General features: G+C 64.2%; 13 protein-coding genes. 4 read left to right on the top strand and 9 right to left on the bottom strand.

Features of this window, described 5'->3' with window-relative positions; all coding sequences use genetic code 11:
- Positions 1-13 precede the first annotated feature (13 nt).
- Genes PF66_RS00930 through PF66_RS00910 form a run of 5 tightly spaced genes read right to left on the bottom strand, consistent with a single transcriptional unit; the run spans position 14 to position 8,352 of the window.
- Positions 14-1,423, bottom strand: coding sequence for an ATP-binding protein (locus PF66_RS00930; protein WP_054057444.1), 1,410 nt, complete (start codon positions 1,421-1,423; stop codon positions 14-16).
- The gene (locus PF66_RS00925) at positions 1,420-3,234 is read right to left on the bottom strand and encodes a DAHL domain-containing protein (protein WP_054061680.1); all 1,815 of its coding nucleotides are present in this window, start codon (positions 3,232-3,234) and stop codon (positions 1,420-1,422) included. Before PF66_RS00925 ends, PF66_RS00930 begins: the two co-directional genes overlap by 4 nt.
- Positions 3,231-4,190 carry a cytochrome-c peroxidase gene (locus PF66_RS00920; RefSeq protein WP_054061679.1) on the bottom strand — a complete coding sequence of 320 codons (960 nt, stop codon included), beginning with the start codon at positions 4,188-4,190 and terminating at the stop codon, positions 3,231-3,233. Before PF66_RS00920 ends, PF66_RS00925 begins: the two co-directional genes overlap by 4 nt.
- 35 nt (positions 4,191-4,225) lie before the next feature.
- A complete protein-coding gene (locus PF66_RS00915; protein WP_054061678.1) occupies positions 4,226-6,100 on the bottom strand; it encodes a putative bifunctional diguanylate cyclase/phosphodiesterase in 1,875 nt (624 codons plus the stop codon).
- Positions 6,100-8,352 carry a putative bifunctional diguanylate cyclase/phosphodiesterase gene (locus PF66_RS00910; RefSeq protein ID WP_054061677.1) on the bottom strand — a complete coding sequence of 751 codons (2,253 nt, stop codon included), beginning with the start codon at positions 8,350-8,352 and terminating at the stop codon, positions 6,100-6,102. Before PF66_RS00910 ends, PF66_RS00915 begins: the two co-directional genes overlap by 1 nt.
- 244 nt (positions 8,353-8,596) lie before the next feature.
- Here PF66_RS00910 and PF66_RS00905 point away from each other — a divergent pair, with 244 nt between their 5' ends.
- From PF66_RS00905 to PF66_RS00895, 3 genes are all read left to right on the top strand, one after another.
- On the top strand, positions 8,597-9,937 hold the full coding sequence (locus PF66_RS00905; RefSeq protein WP_054057449.1) for an HD domain-containing phosphohydrolase: 1,341 nt from the start codon (positions 8,597-8,599) through the stop codon (positions 9,935-9,937).
- A 90-nt stretch (positions 9,938-10,027) separates the two neighbouring features.
- Positions 10,028-10,456 (top strand): NUDIX hydrolase, encoded by a 429-nt coding sequence (locus PF66_RS00900; RefSeq protein WP_054057450.1) that lies wholly within the window; start codon positions 10,028-10,030, stop codon positions 10,454-10,456.
- A gap of 23 nt (positions 10,457-10,479) precedes the next feature.
- Positions 10,480-11,118 (top strand): LysE family translocator, encoded by a 639-nt coding sequence (locus PF66_RS00895; protein ID WP_054057451.1) that lies wholly within the window; start codon positions 10,480-10,482, stop codon positions 11,116-11,118.
- A gap of 60 nt (positions 11,119-11,178) precedes the next feature.
- Here PF66_RS00895 and metR read toward each other — a convergent pair whose 3' ends face one another.
- Positions 11,179-12,096 carry a transcriptional regulator MetR gene (metR, locus tag PF66_RS00890; RefSeq protein ID WP_054057452.1) on the bottom strand — a complete coding sequence of 306 codons (918 nt, stop codon included), beginning with the start codon at positions 12,094-12,096 and terminating at the stop codon, positions 11,179-11,181.
- A gap of 226 nt (positions 12,097-12,322) precedes the next feature.
- Between metR and PF66_RS00885 the strand changes: the two genes are divergently transcribed.
- The gene (locus PF66_RS00885) at positions 12,323-13,330 is read left to right on the top strand and encodes an alpha/beta fold hydrolase (RefSeq protein ID WP_054061676.1); all 1,008 of its coding nucleotides are present in this window, start codon (positions 12,323-12,325) and stop codon (positions 13,328-13,330) included.
- A 135-nt stretch (positions 13,331-13,465) separates the two neighbouring features.
- Here the strand turns inward: PF66_RS00885 and PF66_RS00880 are convergent, their stop codons facing one another.
- The 3 genes from PF66_RS00880 to PF66_RS00870 are packed head-to-tail and all read right to left on the bottom strand — an operon-like array spanning position 13,466 to position 17,773.
- Entirely contained in the window at positions 13,466-14,866 is a 1,401-nt protein-coding gene (locus PF66_RS00880) for a sigma-54-dependent transcriptional regulator (protein WP_054057454.1), read from the bottom strand.
- Complete coding sequence (locus PF66_RS00875) at positions 14,856-16,649, bottom strand: sensor histidine kinase (protein WP_054061675.1); 1,794 nt, start codon at positions 16,647-16,649, stop codon at positions 14,856-14,858. Before PF66_RS00875 ends, PF66_RS00880 begins: the two co-directional genes overlap by 11 nt.
- A complete protein-coding gene (locus PF66_RS00870; RefSeq protein ID WP_054061674.1) occupies positions 16,649-17,773 on the bottom strand; it encodes a GNAT family N-acetyltransferase in 1,125 nt (374 codons plus the stop codon). The genes PF66_RS00875 and PF66_RS00870 overlap by 1 nt, the downstream gene beginning before the upstream one ends.

Below are 17,773 nucleotides of genomic sequence, written 5' to 3'. Positions count from 1 at the left end.
CGAACCGCCTCGATCAGGAGGCGGTTTTGTTCTGGCGGATCGGCAGCTCGATCCTGAAGGTCGTGCCCACGCCCAGCTCGCTGCTGACCGTGATCTGCCCGGCATGCTTCTGCACGATGCCGTAGGACAGCGACAGCCCCAGCCCCGTGCCCTTACCGATCGGCTTGGTGGTGAAGAACGGATCGAAGATCTTCTGCAGGGTCTGCGGGGCCATGCCCGAGCCGTTGTCGGCCACTTCCAGCCAGACCTTCTCCCCCGCGCTGCCGCCGCGCAGGCTGATGGTGCCGCGCTCGGGGCCCATGGCCTGGGCGGCATTGACCACCAGATTCATGATCACCTGGTTGATCTGCGAGGGCAGGCATTCGATTTCCGGCAGGTCGGCGTAGTCCCTGACCACATCGGCCTTGTACTTGAGTTCGTTGGCGACGATGTTCAGGGTCGAGTCGATTCCCTGCTGCAGGTTGCTCCACTGCCATTCCTGGCTCGAGTCGACCCGGGAGAAGTTCTTCAGGTCCTTGACGATCTGCCCGACCCGGGCGATGCCGTCCTTGGATTCCCTGATCAGCAGCGGAATGTCCTCCTTGAGGAAGTCCAGTTCGATCTTCTCGCGCAAGGCCTGCAGGCGGCCGAGCAGTTCGGGTGAGGCGATGCCTTCCTCGGCGCTGTGGTAGGCGTCGAGCATTTCCCACAACTGGGTGAAGTAGCCGTCGAGGGTGCCCAGGTTGGAGCCGATGAACCCGATGGGGTTGTTGATCTCATGGGCCACACCGGCCGCCAGCTGGCCCAGGGAGGCGAGCTTTTCCGACTGCACCAGTTGACCCTCGAGTTGCTTGCGCTCGTCGATCTCGTGCTGCAAGGCCAGGCTCGCCTGGGTGAGTGCCTGGGTGCGCTGTTCGACCAGTTCCTCAAGGTGATGCATCTGCAGGCTGGCCTGGCGGGTCATGTCCCATTTGTTGGTCAGGGTATTGGCCAGTTGCTGGACCTCGATATTGTCGAAGGGCTTCTTCAGGATCAGCAACCGGTCATGGCCGTGCAGGCGATCCAGCAGGTCCTCCCAGGAATAGTCGGTATAGGCGGTGCAGACCACGATCTGCAGTTGCGGATCGGCCTGCCACAGGTGCTCGATGGTTTCGACACCGTCCCAGCCCTGGGGCATGCGCATGTCGACGAAGGCCAGGGCATAGGGGCGTTCTTCGGCCAGGGAGCGTTCGACCAGCGCCAGGCCTTCCTGTCCACCATAGGCGGAGTCGAGTTCGAACGGCTGGCTGCCGACGGCCTTGGCCTCATGGCCGAACAGTTGGGCCTCGATCAGGTCCAGGTCCGGGCTCTCGTCCTGCTCCGGCATCAGGATCTTGCGAAAGTCATCGTGGATCGATGGCGTGTCGTCCACCAGCAGGATGCGGCGGTTCGGCTGTGTTGTCATGGGACCCCCACGGCGGTTTTCAAGGGCAGTTCGAGAGTGAAGACGGCACCCTTGCCGGGGCCGTCGCTATGGGCGCTCAGGTGTCCGTTCATTTCCATCGCCGCCAGGGCGCAACTGTGCAGGCCGAAGCCGTGGCCATCCTTGCGGGTGGTGAAGCCATGGGCGAATATCCGCGTCATGTTTTCCGGCAGGATGCCTTCGCCGTCGTCCTTGACACTGATGCGCAGGGTCGTGTCGTCGACCACCCGCACCTGCAGGGTGATCTGCCGGGCACGGTCGGACAGGTTGGACATCGCCTGCTTGGCGTTGCTGATGAGGTTGATCAGGATCAGCAGCATGCGGTGCTTGTCGCCCATGATCCGCGGGACATCGCCGTAGTCGCGGATCACGACGACGTTGTGCCGGGTCAGGGCGCCGGAATTCATGCGCAGGGCGTCCTCGAGCAGGTCGCCGACGTGCAGCGCCTCCTCCAGGCTGGAAACCCCGGCATAGGATTGCTGGGTCGAGACGATTTCCTTGATGTGGTCGACGCTCTTGCTCAGTTGGCCCAGCTCCTCGGTCATGCCCTGCTGCTCGACGGCGATGGCCTCGACGAGCTGGTTCAGGTAGCCCGGCAACAGCTTGCCCTTGGCATCATGGGTGAGGAACTCAGCGAGGTCATCGGGGTGCTCGTTCATCAGCCCGACCGCCTTGGCCAGGCCCTGTGCCTTGCTGTTGCGCAATTTGCGGGCGACCAGGTCGGCGGAGATGTTCACGCTGTTGAGCACGTTGCCGACGTTGTGCAGCACGTTGGTGGCGATCTCGGCCATGCCGGCGTGGCGGGCGGTCTCCACCAGCTCGCTCTGGGCGTCGCGCAGTTCGCGGGTGCGCTCCTCGACCCGCTGCTCCAGATGCTCGTTGGCGGTCTGCAGGGCCCGGTTGATCTGGTTGATCTGCGCATAGCTGCGGGCCAGGCGACTGGCCAGGTACAACAGCAGCACGGCCATCAGCGCCGAGAAAATCAGCAGGTACAGGTGATACTGCTGGTCGATCCGTTCGGCGCTCTGCTGGTCCTGGTTCAACTGGTCGGTGATGGCGTCGAGGCTTTCGGAAACCGGCACGGCGGCAATCTCGTCCAGCAGGGTATTGACGTTGGGTTGTTCGCGCAGGATCAGTTGCACGTGGTTGAGCAGGATATCGATCGGCGCCTTGAAGGCCGGCGGCAGGCGCTGCTGATCGACCGTCAGTTGGTTGACCCCCAGCAGGATTTCGTTAGCCCTGTCGTCGGTGGTGATCTGGGAGAATTCGAGGGTACTGAGCAACAGGTCGTAGATATCGTTGGAGGTCGATTGCAGCATCAGTTTGTCGACATCCTCCAGCGTGCTCAACTGGCGCTGGATGTCGTCCTCGGCGGTGGGCAGGAAGGCCAGCGAGTTGCGCAGCACCGCGTTGCGCGACTTGAACTGTTCGACCAGCCGTTCTTTCTCCTTGAGTGCCTGGTTCAGCGTCGCACGACGGTCCTTCCAGGCCCCGGAGGTATCGGTCGGCTGACTCACCTGCAGCGCCTGGAAGGCCTGCCAGTGCGTGTGCATGCCGACCTGGGGTCTGATCAGCGGATCGTAGTTGCGGGCCACGGCGATCCTGGCCTTGAGGATCTCCGTATCCCACTGGGCGTCCAGTTGCTTGATCTGGCCGATCAGGTCGCGGCCTTCGGCGTACTCCTGGGTCAGGTCGCTGCGCGACATGACGTAGAGAAACACCAGCACCGCCGCCAGCACCGAGGTCAACAGCGGCAGGAGGATCCGGTTCAGCAGGCGCCTGGTCGGGTTCATTGCGGCTTGCCTCCCTGTTCACCGGTCAGTGTCTTGAGAAACAGCACGATCAGGCGCTTGTCCTCGGCCGAGGGGATGCGCCCCAACTGATAGGTGAACATCACGTCGACTGCGTCCTCGAGGGTCTTGGCCGAGCTGTCATGGAAGTAGGGGGCGGTGAGGGCCACGTTGCGCAGGCTGGGCACCTTGAAGACATGCCGGTCGTCCTCGTCCCCGGTGACCAGGAAGCGCCCGTCGTCGGCTGCGGTCGGGTTGCCGCGGGCCTTGAAGTAGTCGCCCATCACGCCGAACTTCTGGAACATGTTGCCACCGATGTTCACGCCCTGGTGGCAGGCGATGCAGCCATAGTCCTTGAAGCGCTGGTAGCCGTACTTCTCGTCGAGGCTGAGGATGTCGGTGTTGCCCTTGAGGTACTGGTCGAAGCGCGAGTTGGGCGTCAGCAGGGTACGTTCGTAGGTGGCCAGGGCGTTGCGCACGTTGGCCTCGGTCACGCCATCGCGGTAGGCCGCGGCGAAGGCCGCCTTGTAGGCCGGGTCCTTGACCAGGGTATCGATGATGTTCGGCCAGTTGTTGCCCATCTCGATTGGACTCAGCAGGACCTGGCCGGCCTGGTCCTCCAGGCTGTCGGCCCGGCCGTTCCAGAACTGCCTGAAGTTCAGCGCCGCGTTGAACACCGTGGGGGTATTGACCGCGACGGTCTCGCCATGGAAACCGACGGACAACGGTTTGTCGTCGACCCCGCCCTTGTCCAGTTGGTGGCAGGTGGCGCAGGACAGGCTGTCGTTGATCGACAGGCGTTTTTCGTTGAACAGCTGGCGGCCCAGTTCGACCTGGCGCGGGTCCTGCTGGGGGATGTCCGGCAGGGGCTTGAGCGGTTCGTCCAGTGGCGCCGACAGCGCGGGCTGGCCCCAGGCGCTGGCGAGCAGTAGCAGCACGAGCAATCGGCGAAGTGACATTGCAGGCTTCCCTGGCTGTAAGGGTCGTGGGGCGTTCAGTCCTGTCCCGGTGCTTTTTCCCGCCAGTCCTGTAACAAGCTGGCGAACGCGTTGGCTTCGACGGCTTTGCTGAAGTAGTAGCCCTGCACCTCTTCACAGGCATGGGCCTTGAGAAAGTCCAGTTGCTCGCGGGTCTCGACGCCTTCGGCAATGGTGTTCAGGTTCAGGCTCTTGCCCAGGCTGATGATCGCGCTGACCAGCGCCGCATCATTTTGGTCTCCGGCGAGATTGCGCACGAACGACTGGTCGATCTTCAGCACATCGACGGGAAAGCGCCGCAGGTAGCTGAGGCTGGAATAACCGGTGCCGAAGTCGTCGATCGCCAGGCGAATGCCCAGGGCCTTGAGCGCGTGCAGCACCTCGAGCGTGGCGTCGATGTTCTGCATCAGGATGCTTTCGGTGATTTCCAGCTCCAGGCAGTGCGGGTCCAACCCGGTTTCCTCGAGCACCTGGCGGATTCTGTCGAGGTAGTCCCGTTGGCGGAAATCGATGGCCGACACATTCACCGACATGATCAGCCGGCCCAGACCCTGCTCCTGCCAGGCCTTGGCCTGGCGGCAGGCCTGTCCGACCACCCAGCGGCTCAGTGGAACGATCAGTCCGCTGTCCTCGGCCACGGGAATGAAATCGCCGGGGAAGATCCAGCCGCGCTCCGGGTGCAGCCAGCGAATCAGCGCCTCCGCACCGACCACTTGGCCGCGCCTGAGGTCCAGTTTGGGCTGGTAGTGCAGCACGAATTCGTCGCGCTCCAGGGCCAGGCGAATGCCCGACTCGATGGACTGTTGCCGACGCGCACGCAAGTTCATGTCCTCAATGAAGAAGCCGAAGTTGCCATGCCCTTCTTCCTTGGTGTTGCGCATGGCCGTTTCGGCCTTCTTGACCAGGCCCAGCGCCTCTTCGCCATCGCCCGGGTACAGGCTGATGCCCATGCTCGCGGTGACCCGCAGGGCATGCCCGGCCACTTCCAGTGGGGTGTTCACGGCATTGAGGATCTTTTGCGCGATGCCGTTGGTCTGGTGCGGGTGGGCGATATCGGGCAGTACCAGGACGAATTCGTCGGAGCCATAGCGAAACACCGAGTCCGACTGACGCAAGGCGCCGATCAGGCAGCGAGCCACATGCTTGAGCATTTCGTCGCCGACGGGGTGGCCCAGGGCATTGTTGATGCGCTTGAAGCGATCCAGGCCGATGAACATGACCGCGGTCTGTTCGTCGTGCCGCTTGGCCAGGGCAATCGCCTGGCTGAGCCGGTCGACCAGCAGGGTGCTGTTGGGCAGTTCGGTGAGCACGTCGAACTGCAGCAGGCGCGAGACATGCAGCAGTTCCTGGACGCGCTCCTCGACGGTCCGCTCCAGTTCGCTCATGCGCGTGGCCATGTCCCGGGCCAGTTGCCATTTCCAGGTCAGGGCGCTGGCCATCTGGCGGATTTCCAGGCTGTCGAAGGGTTTCTTCAGGATCAGCAACTGGTCGCCGAAGGCCAGGCGGTCGGCCATCGATTCCCAGGAGTAGTCCGAGTAGGCGGTGCACAGGGCGACCTGCAGGTGGGGGTCGACTTTCCACAGCTGTTCGATGGTTTCCAGACCGTCCCAGCCCGGCGGCATGCGCATATCGATGAAGGCCATGGCGTAGGGCCGGTTGGCGGCCTGGGCCAGCCGGACCAGTTCCAGGGCCTCCTGGCCCTGGTAGGCCGAGTCCAGCTCGAAGACCTGGCGTTGCGGTTGGTCGACGCCGAACAGCAGGGTTTCGGTCGACTCCAGGCTCAAGTCTTCCTCTTCTTCCGGGCCGAGGATCTTGCGGTAGTCCTGATGAATCGAAGCGGTGTCGTCGATGATCAGAATGCGCCGGTTGGCGGCGCCGGTCAGGGTGTCCATCACGGCCTCCCGGAGTCTTGCCGGGCCTGCGGAGCGATGGTGCCCCGCTGCAGCAGCCGGGCGGCCTCGTGGCTATCGACGGCCTTGCTGAAGTAATAACCCTGGGCGGTCATCGGTGAGCCGGTGGACATCAGCGAGCTGCGCTGCTCCAGGGTTTCCACGCCTTCGGCGATGATGCCGACGCCTATCTCGCGGGCGAAGTTGATGATGGCCTTGAGGGTGGTGGCGCTGTCGGCATCCTGGGTGGCATGGTTGATGAACGACTGTGCCAGCTTCAGGTGATTGACCCGGTAGGTCTTGAGGTAGTCGAAGGAGGAGTAGTCGGTACCGAAATCGTCGATGGCGATCTTCACCCCGAGTTCGCGCAGGCGCGGCAATACGTCGTTCTGCGTCCACTTGGTCTGGGCCAGGGTCGCCTCGGTGACATCGAACTCCAGGTCCGATGGCGACAGCCCCCAGCGGGCGGTGGTCTCGACAACATCGTTCAACAGTTCGCCACCGCTCTTGAGCTGGGCCAGCGACAGGTTGATCGCGATCACCGGCGGTGCCACGCCCTCGTCGCGCCACTGGCGCATCTGCTGGCAGGCGTGGTCCAGCACCCAGTGGCCGAGGGCGACGATGGTGCCGGTCTTTTCCGCAGCCGGTATGAACACGTCGGCCCCGAGCAGGCCGCGCTGGGGATGGTTCCAGCGCACCAGCGCCTCCATGCCGAGGATTTTGCCGGTGGTGAGGTCGACTTCCGGCAGGTAGTGCAGTTCCAGCTGATCCTGATTGATGGCTTCCCTCAGGTCGTTGGCGATGGCGACCCGCTCGCTGACCTCCTGGTTGATCTCCTCGGAGTGGAAGTGGTACTGGTTGCGGCCCTTTTCCTTGGAGCGGTACAGCGCCATGTCGGCCTGCACCAGCAGGGTGTCGGCGCTTTCGCTGTCGGCGGCGTAGGTGCTGATGCCGATGCTCACGGAAATCCGCACCTCGTTGCCATCGAGGCTGTAGGGTTCGACCAGGGCATTGCGGATTCTCGCCGCCAGGGCGCCGGAAATGGACGGATCGTTCATTTCCGTCTGCAGGATCGCGAACTCGTCGCCCCCCAGTCGGGCGACCACATCGCCTTCGCGGGTGCAACGCCTGATACGCTGGGACACTTCCTGCAGCAGTAGGTCACCGACCGGATGGCCCAGGGTGTCGTTGATCCGCTTGAAGTGGTCGAGGTCGAGGTAGAACACCGCGAACGGCGAGGCGCCGCGCTGGGCGGCGGCAAAGCTCTGGTGCAGCCGCTCGATCATGGTCGAGCGGTTGGCCAGCCCGGTGAGCCCGTCGGTACGGGCGAGCTGGGCGATCTTTTCCTCGGCAGCCTTGCGCTCGGTGATGTCGATGATGATGCCTTCGACCTCCAGCAGCCGGCCTTCGGCGTCGCGTACCGGTACGTAGCGGTTCTCCACCCAGCGCCACTGGTCGTCGCCGGTACGCAGGCGAAACTCGATGGAGGCGCCCTGGGCATCCCTGTCCAGCACCCGGGCCATGGCGGCGTCGACCTTGGGCTGGTCCTCCTCGTGGATCAGTTCCCGGGTCCAGTCGCTGGAGGCCACCAGGTCCTTGGCCACGTGGCCGAACTTGGTGATGTTGTGGGAGATGTACATCAGCGGGAACGAAGGTTCGCCGCGCAGGCGATAGAGGATGGTCGGGCTGTTCTGCACGATGATGTTGGCGTCGGACAGCTCGCGGGTGCGTTCCTCGACGGCCTGTTCGAGCTGGTCCATCTTCAGCTCGGCGTCCTCGGTCATCTGCCATTTGACGGTCAGGGCACTGGCCATCTGGCGGATCTCGATCGCATCGAAGGGTTTTTTCAGGATCAGCAGGCGATCGCCCATCTCGACGCGGGCGTTCATGTCCTCCAGCGAGTAGTCGGAGAAGGCGGTGCACAGCGCGACCTGCAGCTTGGGATCGACCTGCCAGAGCCGTTCGATGGTCTCCAGGCCATCCCAGCCCGGCGGCATGCGCATGTCGATGAAGGCCATGGCGTACGGCCGGCCCTGCTCCAGCGCCTGCTCGACCCTGGCCAGGCCTTCGCGGCCCTGGAAGGCCGAGTCCAGCTCGAAGACGTGCTCCAGGCGGCTGACGCTATCGCCGAACAGCGCCTGCTCGGCCGCTTGCAGGTCGTCTACGCCCCCTCCAGGGCAGAGGATCTTGCGGAAGTCCTCGTGAATGGACACGGTGTCGTCGATGATCAGGATACGACGGTTGATCGTGCTCATCGCGACGTCCCTGCCAGCCGGTTGAAATGCACTGAACGCATACAAAGAGGTCCTTTTCCCAGGCTACACAGCGAATGCGCGCTCGACTGCTTGCAGCATAGATGCAGTTTTGTCGCGGTGCTGGCGAAGTTGGGTCGATCCCCGATCACATGGCGCAAAAGCATCTACCCTTAGGGCGAGGACAGGGATCGCCAGCCATTCGGGGGTCCCGCAATCTGCAGCCCACGACGACATGAGGTGCGCCATGGATGAATCCGCCGTCAGACCCCGTATCCTGCTGGTCGATGACGAGGAGTCGATTCTCAACAGCCTGCGGCGCCTGCTGCGCAGTCAACCCTATGAACTGGTCCTGGCCGACAGCGGGGCGCGGGCGCTGGAGATCCTGGCCGAGCAGCCCGTCGACCTGGTCATCAGCGATGCGCGCATGCCGAACATGGATGGTGCGACCCTGCTGGCACGCATTCATGACCTGTATCCGTCGACCCTGCGGATTCTGCTGACCGGCTATGCCGACCTGGACATGATCACCAAGGCGATCAACGAAGGGCGGATCTACCGCTATCTCAGCAAACCCTGGAATGACGAGGAACTGACGCTGACGGTGCGCCAGGCCCTGGCCTTCCAGCACTCCGAGCGCGAGCGCCAGCGCCTGCAGGCGCTGGCCCGGGAGCAGAACAAGCAGTTGCAACAGCTCAACGCCACCCTGGAAAAACGCGTGCTGGCGCGTACCAGCGAAGTCCAGCAGACCGCCGACATGCTCGACCTGGCCTATGAAGAGCTCAAGCGCAGCTACGCGGTGACCGCCGAGGTGTTTTCGCGGATGGTCGAGTGGCGCCTGCCCAAGGACAAGCAGACCAACCGGGCGGTGATCGACCTGGTGCGGGCCTGGTGCAAGGCCACCGGCCAAGACGAGACCGACAGCCGCAACCTGGCCATGGCCGCGGCCCTGCACAATATCGGCAAGATGGGTTGGACGGACGGCATGATGGGCGCACCGGCCGACCAGTTGCACCATACCGAGCGTGAGCGTTATCGCGGTTATCCCAAGCAGAGCGAATCGCTGCTGATGACGCTGGAGCCGATGCAGGACGCGGCCCGGCTGATCCTGCACCATCAGGAACGCTGGGATGGCACCGGTTTTCCCGATCATCTCAAGGGCGAGGCGATTCCCCTGGGCTCCCGGGTGCTGAAGCTGGCGGTCGATTTCGTCGAGCTGCAGCACGGGCTGATTCTCGAGCGGCGGCTGAACAGCGACGAAGCCCTGCTGTTCATCCGCAAGTATGCCGGGCGACTCTACGATCCCGGGCTGGTGGAGGAATTCGTCCGGGTCTGTGCCGAGCACCTGAGCGATGTCACCACCGGCGATCCGACGGTCAAGGTGCTGGGCACACGCGAGTTGGAGGCGGGCATGGTCCTGGCCCGCAACCTCAATGCCGACAACGGCATGCTGTTGCTCAATGCCGGCAAGGTCCTGAGTGCGCCACTGGTGGAGAAACTGATCGGTTTCGAGGCCATGGAGGGCGCCAAGTACAGCGTGTTCGTCAAGGTGCCCGAGGAGGTCTCGCCACTGGAGCAGGCCACCTGAACCCGGCCTGGCAAGCCTGCTTTCGGTGGGCTTGCCAGTTTCCCGCACGGGTGTGATCCTGCCGGCTTTTGCCAGGATCGCGTTGACGCCATGACTGTTTCTGCTGCCTCCAAGACTATCCGTATCGCCGCGGCCCTGCTGATCGGCCCCGATGGCCGTACCCTGCTGGTGCGCAAGCGTGGCACCCAGGCCTTCATGCAGCCGGGTGGCAAGATCGAACCCCATGAGCAGCCGGCGCACGCCCTGGCCCGCGAACTCGAGGAGGAACTGGGGTTGCGGGTCGATCCCGCTGACGCCCGCTACCTCGGCCGGTTTTCCGCTCCCGCGGCCAACGAGCCGGGCTTCGAGGTGCAGGCCGAGCTGTTCCAGTTGCACGTCGCCGAAACCGTGGAACCTGCGGCCGAGATCGAGGAAGTGGTGTGGATCGATCCGGCGGGCGACGGCAACCTGTGCCTGGCGCCATTGACACGGGACCTGATCCTGCCGTTCTATCGGGCTTCGCTGGAACCCACCGCCTGATCGACACCGCACAGGGACTGCCCATGATTGCGCTTCAAGACCTGCTGATCTTCGCTGCCGCTTCGCTGTTGATGGTCCTGACCCCGGGACCGAACATGATCTACCTGATCTCCCGCTCGATCTGCCAGGGGCCCAAGGCCGGGGTGGTGTCGCTGTTGGGCGTGGTGGGCGGCTTCTTCGTTCACCTGTTTGCCGCGGCACTGGGTTTGACCGCAGTGTTCATGGCCGTGCCGCTGGCCTATGAGGTGCTCAAGTGGGCCGGTGCGCTGTACCTGCTGTGGCTGGCCTGGCAGGCGCTCAGGCCCGGCGCGCGCTCGCCGTTCGAGCCGCGCCAGTTGCCACCGGACTCCCCGTTGCGGTTGATGACCATGGGGTTTCTCACCAGTGCCCTGAACCCGAAGATCGCGGTGTTCTACCTCTCGGTGTTTCCGCAGTTCATCAGCCCGGAGCACGGCTCGGTGTTCGCCCAGAGCCTGATTCTCGGCACCACCCAGATCAGCGTGAGCTTCACGGTCAACCTGCTGATCGCGCTGTTTGCCGGCGGCCTGGCCAGCTGGTTCAAGCACAACCCGCGCTGGCTGGCGCTGCAACGTTATGTCATGGGCTTCGTGCTGGGCGGCCTGGCCGTGCGGCTGATGTTCGAGCAGCGCCGTTCGGCCTGAGCCGGGAAAGCCCGTGGTGGAAAGCGACGGGGTGAGCGCAAGGCTCGCCCCGTTGTCGTTTCAGCGTACCGCGCTGACGCCGTCGAGGGTCGAGAACGAGGTGTCCTTGGCTGTCAGCAGGAAGTCGCGCATGTAGGGCACCTCCAGCATGTCCGTACGAATCGCCGCGTAGAGTGTGGCGAACAGGCCCTTTTCGCCCAGGCGCTTGGCCCTCACGTAGCCGCGCGAGCTGTACTCGTGCAGCGCCCAGTGGGGCATGCCGCAGACGCCTCGGCCACTGGCCACCAACTGCATCATCATCACCGACAGTTCCGAGGTGCGCACCTGCGCCGGCTCGACGTCGGCCGGTTCCAGGAAGCGGGTGAAGATGTCCAGCCGATCGCGTTCCACCGGGTAGGTGATCAGGGTTTCCCGGGCCAGGTCCTCGGGGACGATATAGGGCCTGCTCGCCAGGGGATGCTGGTTGGCGACCGCGAGCATCGCCTCGTAGGTGAACAGCGGCACGTAGGTCAGGCCTGGCAGGTCCAGCGGGTCTGAGGTGACCACCAGGTCCAGGTCGCCGCGGGCCAGGGCGGGCAGCGGGGCGAAGGCGAAGCCGGAGGCCAGGTCCAGCTCGACTTCCGGCCAGGCGTCGCGGAACTGGTCGATGGTCGGCATCAGCCACTGGAAGCAACTGTGGCACTCGATCGCCATGTGCAGGCGTCCCGCGGTGCCGCCGGCCAGCCGGGAAATGTCCCGCTCCGCCGCGCGCAGCAGCGGCAGGGTGGCATCCGCCAGTTGCAGCAGGCGCAGGCCGGCGCTGGTGAAGCGTACCGGCTTGGTCTTGCGCACGAACAACGCCATGCCCAGGCGTTCCTCCAGTTCCTTGAACTGATGGGACAGGGCCGATTGCGTCAGGTGCAGGCGTTCGGCGGCCTCCACCAGGCTGTCGGCCTCACGCAGGGCATGCAGGGTTTTCAAGTGACGGATTTCCAGCACCTGGGGCTCCATGAGAAAACTTTGGTAAGAAGTGCAATGTGAGTGAGTTTGTCTCATGTTGAGCCGGCTGTCGACCGGCGCGCCGAGCAGAAATGCCTTCACCTGCCTGATGGGACGAAGCCGCTGGAGCAATCTTCATCAAACTGTCACCGAACTGTGGCAGCGCGCTTGCACAAATATCATCAGACTCGCGCTCCACTGGGGTTCTGCGTTTCGGTATTTTTTCATGCGTGTACGTTTTCTTTCAGCGGCAGTCCTGCTGGCCGCCTTGCTGTTCGGCTTGCCGGCGTTTGCCGCGGGTCGCTGCGATGTCAATGTTCCCACCGAGCATGTCGACCTGGATCAGGTCAGCCTGGCCTACCAGAGCATCGGTCGTGCCTCGGATCCGGCGCTGCTGCTGATCATGGGCCTGGGTGGCCAGTTGATCCACTGGCCGGACGAGGTGGTGGTTGCCCTGTGCCAGCAGGGCTTCCGGGTGATCCGTTATGACAACCGCGACGTCGGCCTGTCGACCTGGCGCCAGGCGCCGGCGAGCGCCAACCTGACGTTCGAGGTGTTGCGCTACAAGCTCGGCCTGCCGGTGGCGGCGCCCTACAGCCTGAGCGACATGGCCGGCGATGCGCTGGGATTGATGGATGCGCTGCAGGTCGAGCGGTTCCACGTGCTGGGCGCCAGCATGGGCGGGATGATCGCCCAACGGCTGGCGGCCATGGCGCCGCAGCGGGTCGAGAGCCTGACGCTGGTGATGACCAGCTCCGGTGCCGAGGGTTTGCCGGCGCCGAGTGCGGCGCTGGTGCAGTTGCTGTCGCGGCGCAGTGCGCCGAACCGCCAGGTGGCGATCGAGCAGCAGGCCGACCTGCTGGCGGCGCTGGGCAGCCCCGAGGTGAAGGATGATCGGCACAAGCTGCTGCAACAGGCGGCGACGGCCTATGACCGGGCGTTCAATCCGGAAGGGGTAAAGCGCCAGATCATGGCGATCCTGGCCGAACCGAGCCGGGTGCCGCTGCTCAATCAGCTGCGGGTGCCGACCCTGGTGGTGCATGGCACGGCCGATCCGTTGTTGCCGGTGATGCATGGGGTGCACCTGGCGGCGCATATCCAGGGTAGCCAGCTGGTGCTGATCCCGGGGTTGGCCCACCGCTTCCAGGAGGCGTTCAAGGCGCCGTTGCTGGCGGCGGTGTTGCCGTACCTGCGGGCGCAGCAGCAGGATGTCGGCCATGTGGCGCAGCTCTGAGGCGAGCAGGACCGCCCCCCGCTGTAGGAGCGTGACTTGCCCGCAAAGTTTCTATGGCCCTTGAGGTCGCTAAAAGCTTCGCGGGCAAGCCACGCTCCTACAGTTGATGGGGCGCTTCTGAAAACTCCCTGGTGCTCAGCGAATGATCTTTTCCACCTGGATCGCCAATTTCTTCAGGCGGTACCAGAAGCTGCGCTCGGAAATCCCGATCATCTGCGCGGCGGCGGCCTGGACACCGTTGGCCTCGTGCAGTGCCGCCAGGATGTAGCCCTTTTCCACTTCCGCCAGGGCCGCGTCGAGGTCCTTGGGGATCGCCGGGCCGGCGTGCAGCGCCACGGTCGGGTTGCCCGGCTCCGATGGCTGCGGGGTGAACAGGTAGGCCGGCAGGTCGCTTTCCTCGATCACCGGGCTGGTGGCGACGATGGTCGCCCGTTCCACGCAGTTCTGCAGTTCGCGGATGTTGCCCGGCCAACTGTAGTTGGCCATCGCCTGCAGGGCCTGCGGGCTGAAGCCGGTGATGCGCTTGCCGGCACTGGCGCCCAGGGCGTGGGCGAAATGCCGGGCCAGCGGGGCGATATCCTCGACCCGCTCGCGCAGGGCGGGCAGGGGAATCGGGAAGACGTTCAGGCGGTAGTACAGGTCTTCGCGAAACTCCTTGTTCGCCACCGCTTCGAGCAGGTTCTTGTTGGTCGCGGCAATCACCCGCACATCGACCTTGCGTTCGCGCGGATCGCCCACCGGCTCGATCACCCGCTCCTGCAGCGCGCGCAGGATCTTCGCCTGCAATGCCAGCGGCATGTCGCCGACCTCGTCGAGGAACAGCGTGCCTTTGTCCGCCTGCATGAAGCGCCCGACCCGGTCCGAGACGGCACCGGTGAAGGCACCCTTGCGGTGGCCGAACATTTCGCTTTCCAGCAGGCCCTCGGGAATCGCCGCGCAGTTGACCGCGACGAAGGGTTTGTCGGCGCGGCTGCCGTGCTGGTGGATCGCCCGCGCGACCATCTCCTTGCCGGTGCCGCTTTCGCCGGTCAGCAGGATGGTGGCGCTGCTCTCGCGTACCGAATCGATGGCTTGCAGTACCCGGCGAAACGTCGGGCTGTCGCCCACCAGGCTGTCGATCTGCCGGTGTTCGTCGAGTTCGGCGCGCATCCGCGCGTTGTCGCGCAGGATGTCGCGGAACTGCAGGGCCTTGCTGACGGTGATGTCCAGCTCGTCGATGTCGAACGGCTTGGCGATGTAGTCGAAGGCACCGTTGCGCATGGACTGCACGGCGTTCTTCACCGTGCTGTAGGCGGTCATCACGATCACCGGCAACTGCGGGAAGCGCGACTTGATCTCGGCCAGCAGTTGCGGGCCGTCCATGCCGGGCATGCGCCAGTCGCTGATGACCAGGTCGATCTCTTCCTGGTCGAGCACCACCAGGGCCTGCAGGCCATTGCCGGCGGTGAACACCTGGATATCGTTCTGGCTCAGGGCCGAGCTGAGCAGGTCGCACAGCTTGGGTTCGTCATCGACCACCAGGACCTTATGCGTCATCGTCGTGTTCCTCGTCATCCCCGGCGTCCAGGTCTTCGCCATGGGCCGGAATGTACAGCTTGAAGCACGCGCCTGCATCTTTCTCGCTGGTGCATTCGATCCGCCCGTCGTGGTTTTCCATGATCGAGAAGACCTTGGCCAGGCCCAGGCCGGTACCCGAGGCCTTGGTGGTGACGAACGGGGTGAAGATCCGCTCGATCATGTCCGGTTCGATGCCCTGGCCGGTGTCGCTGACGCTGATGATGGTGTAGTCCTGATCCTTGCCGATGCCCAGGGTCAGGCGCCCGCCGTTGGGCATGGCGTCGATGGCGTTGAGGATCAGGTTCAGGCAGGCCTGTTTCAACTGGCCGGCATCGGCGTACAGGGTGACGCCGGGGGCCTGGTCGTCGATCCGCGCGTCGATGTTGTGGGTCGCCAGTTCCGGGGCGCAGAAACCGAGAATCTCCTCGGCCAGGGCCCGGGCCGGCTGAATGGCGCGGATCGGTGCGCTGGGCTTGGCGAAGTCGAGGAACTCGGTGATCAGGTCATTGATCCGCGACACTTCGCTGATCACGTATTCCAGGTGCCGCTTGTCGTTGTCCGGCAGGCTGGCCCGGCGGTGCAACAGTTGGGTGGCGGTCTTGATGATGCCCAGCGGGTTGCGGATTTCGTGGGCCAGGCCCATGGCGACTTCGCCCAGGGCGTGCAGGCGGTCGCGGCGGCGCAACTGGGCTTCCAGGTGATGCAGTTCGCCCAGGCGCTCGGTCATGTGGTTGAAGGTGTGGCTGAGCTCGGCCAGCTCGTCGCTGCCGATCACCGGAATGCGCTTGTTGTAGTTGCCGGAAATGACCGCCCCGACGCCCTCGGCCAGGCCACGCAGGGGCAGGGTCAGGCGTTGCGAGACCAGCCAGCCGACACTCAGGGACAGCGCCGAGCCGACCAGGAAGATCAGGATGAACAGGTTACTCTGGTTGACCAGCCCGACCAGGCTGGTGTGGCGCAGCAGGCCACTGAAGATCACCCCCTGCAGGTCGCCGGTATCGTTGAAGATCGGCCAGTACAGGCCGCTGTAGCGGCTGGTGAACAGTTCGCTGGGCAGGCGGGTCTCGCGCAGGTTCTTCTCGATTTTCGCCGGTACTTGCAGCGGGTGGTCCTCGAAGCGCTGGGTCGAGAAGATTTCGGCGAAACCCTTGGCGTTCGCCAGGTACAGACGCAGGTCGAGGGAGTGCACGTCGGCCACGCTGTTGAGGAAGCTGCTGTCCAGGTAGGTGGCGATCAGCAACTGATAATCGACCCCTTCCTGGGTGCTCTGGAACGTCGAGACCACCACCCCGGTCGGTACCTCGGCGACCTTGATGGTCTGCAGCACGGCATTGGGCGCGGTGTTGATCTGTTCGACGATGTCTTGCGAAGCGGTGCTGAACACCACCTTGTGATCCTGGGTGCGGATCAGTGCGACGACGTCGATGCCCATCGCGTCGGCGATATCGGCGGTCAGCTTGTCATGCTTGGCCGCCTGGCGTGAGGTCGGTGGGCGGGTGTAGAGCAGGAACAACTGCGCGACCCGCGCGTTGTCGCGCTGGATCTCGCTGATCTCGTCCTTGACGATCTTGGTCGATTCCTGCAGCCAGATGCGCACGTTGCTGTCGAAGATCTGCGACAGGGTGGTCGCCGCCAGCTCGGCGGCGATCATGGTCGGCACGACGCTGACCAGCCAGAACGCCAGCAACAGTTTGCGCTGCACGCTCCAGCGCGAGATCGAGAAGGGGCGGCGTTTACGGCGGCGTTCTGGAGTGGAGTTCATCAGGTTTCGTTTATCGCTGCAGCCATGGCGGGGTCGAATCGATCCGGTCGGACAACCCATTTGACCAGTTTCAGGACATTGTTGACCAGCCGGTTTCGATGGTGAAAGAACAGGTTGTTGCCCTGGAAGGTGCAGCCCAGGCGAATCTTGCTCGCATAGCCGGCCTGACCGCATTCGTACAGGGCGATACCCTGCTCGATACAGTGCTCGACATTGGCCAGCCAACTGCGGAAATAGAGGTTGTGTTGACGGGTTTCGTTCAGGTCGTGGCCGAAAAATTTATCGATCAGCCGTTCCTTGTCCAGCAGGATCAGGTTGAACGCCACCAGCCGCTCGTCGATCCAGTACAGGACGCAGGCGGCGCGTTCTTCCAGTTGTTCGAGCACACCGGTGAAGTAGTCCGCCGGCAGGCGTTCGAACTGGGTTTCGCTGCGAGACAGGGTCGACTCGTACAGGCGCATGACCTGTGGCAGCACATCGTCGATGTTGCGTCGCCACTCGATCCGCGGACCGGGAGCGCGCAGCTTGCGCCGCAGGTCCTTGCGGGTGGACTTGCCCAGGGTGCCCAGGTAGGCGTCGATCGAGCCGAAAGCCACCGGCAGTGTCGAGCCGGGCAGGCTCGGCAACTGCTGGAAACCGGCCATTTTGCAGGCGCTGTTCCAGTCGTTGTCGGCACTGGGCGCGTCCTTGACCGCCGTGAGGCTGATGTTCAGGCGGGCGGCGTCTTCCCGAGCGAGCAACAGCAGGCGCTCCAGCAGGGCCTGGCGGCGTTGCGCCGGCACCTGGCTGGCGATGCCGGCATGGCACTGTTCCGCCACCGGCGAGCCAATGGCGTAGAGCCCCAGTTCCAGAAGCCCCGGTAGCGCCCGGTTGACCCAGCCAGTGATGCGCTTGGCCACGCCTTGCACCGTGGTGTCGAGCTTGTAGCGGGTGGTGAAGGCGGGGGCGACGGCCAGCAGGCAGCCGTCTTCGAACAGCGCCAGGTAGCGCCATTCGAAGTCGTCGATGCCGGCCTTTTCCACCGCCAGGTAATACTCCCAATTCTCCAGCGCACCCGGGAAACAGTCGTTCCAGGCTGCGCGTTCAATGGCCTCGATGCTGGAGAAGGCTTGGGCGTCAATCAC

The organism is Pseudomonas asplenii, from assembly GCF_001293465.1.
In the GTDB taxonomy this organism is placed as follows: Bacteria; Pseudomonadota; Gammaproteobacteria; order Pseudomonadales; family Pseudomonadaceae; genus Aquipseudomonas; species Aquipseudomonas fuscovaginae_B.
This window is presented reverse-complemented; position numbering and strand designations above follow the sequence as displayed.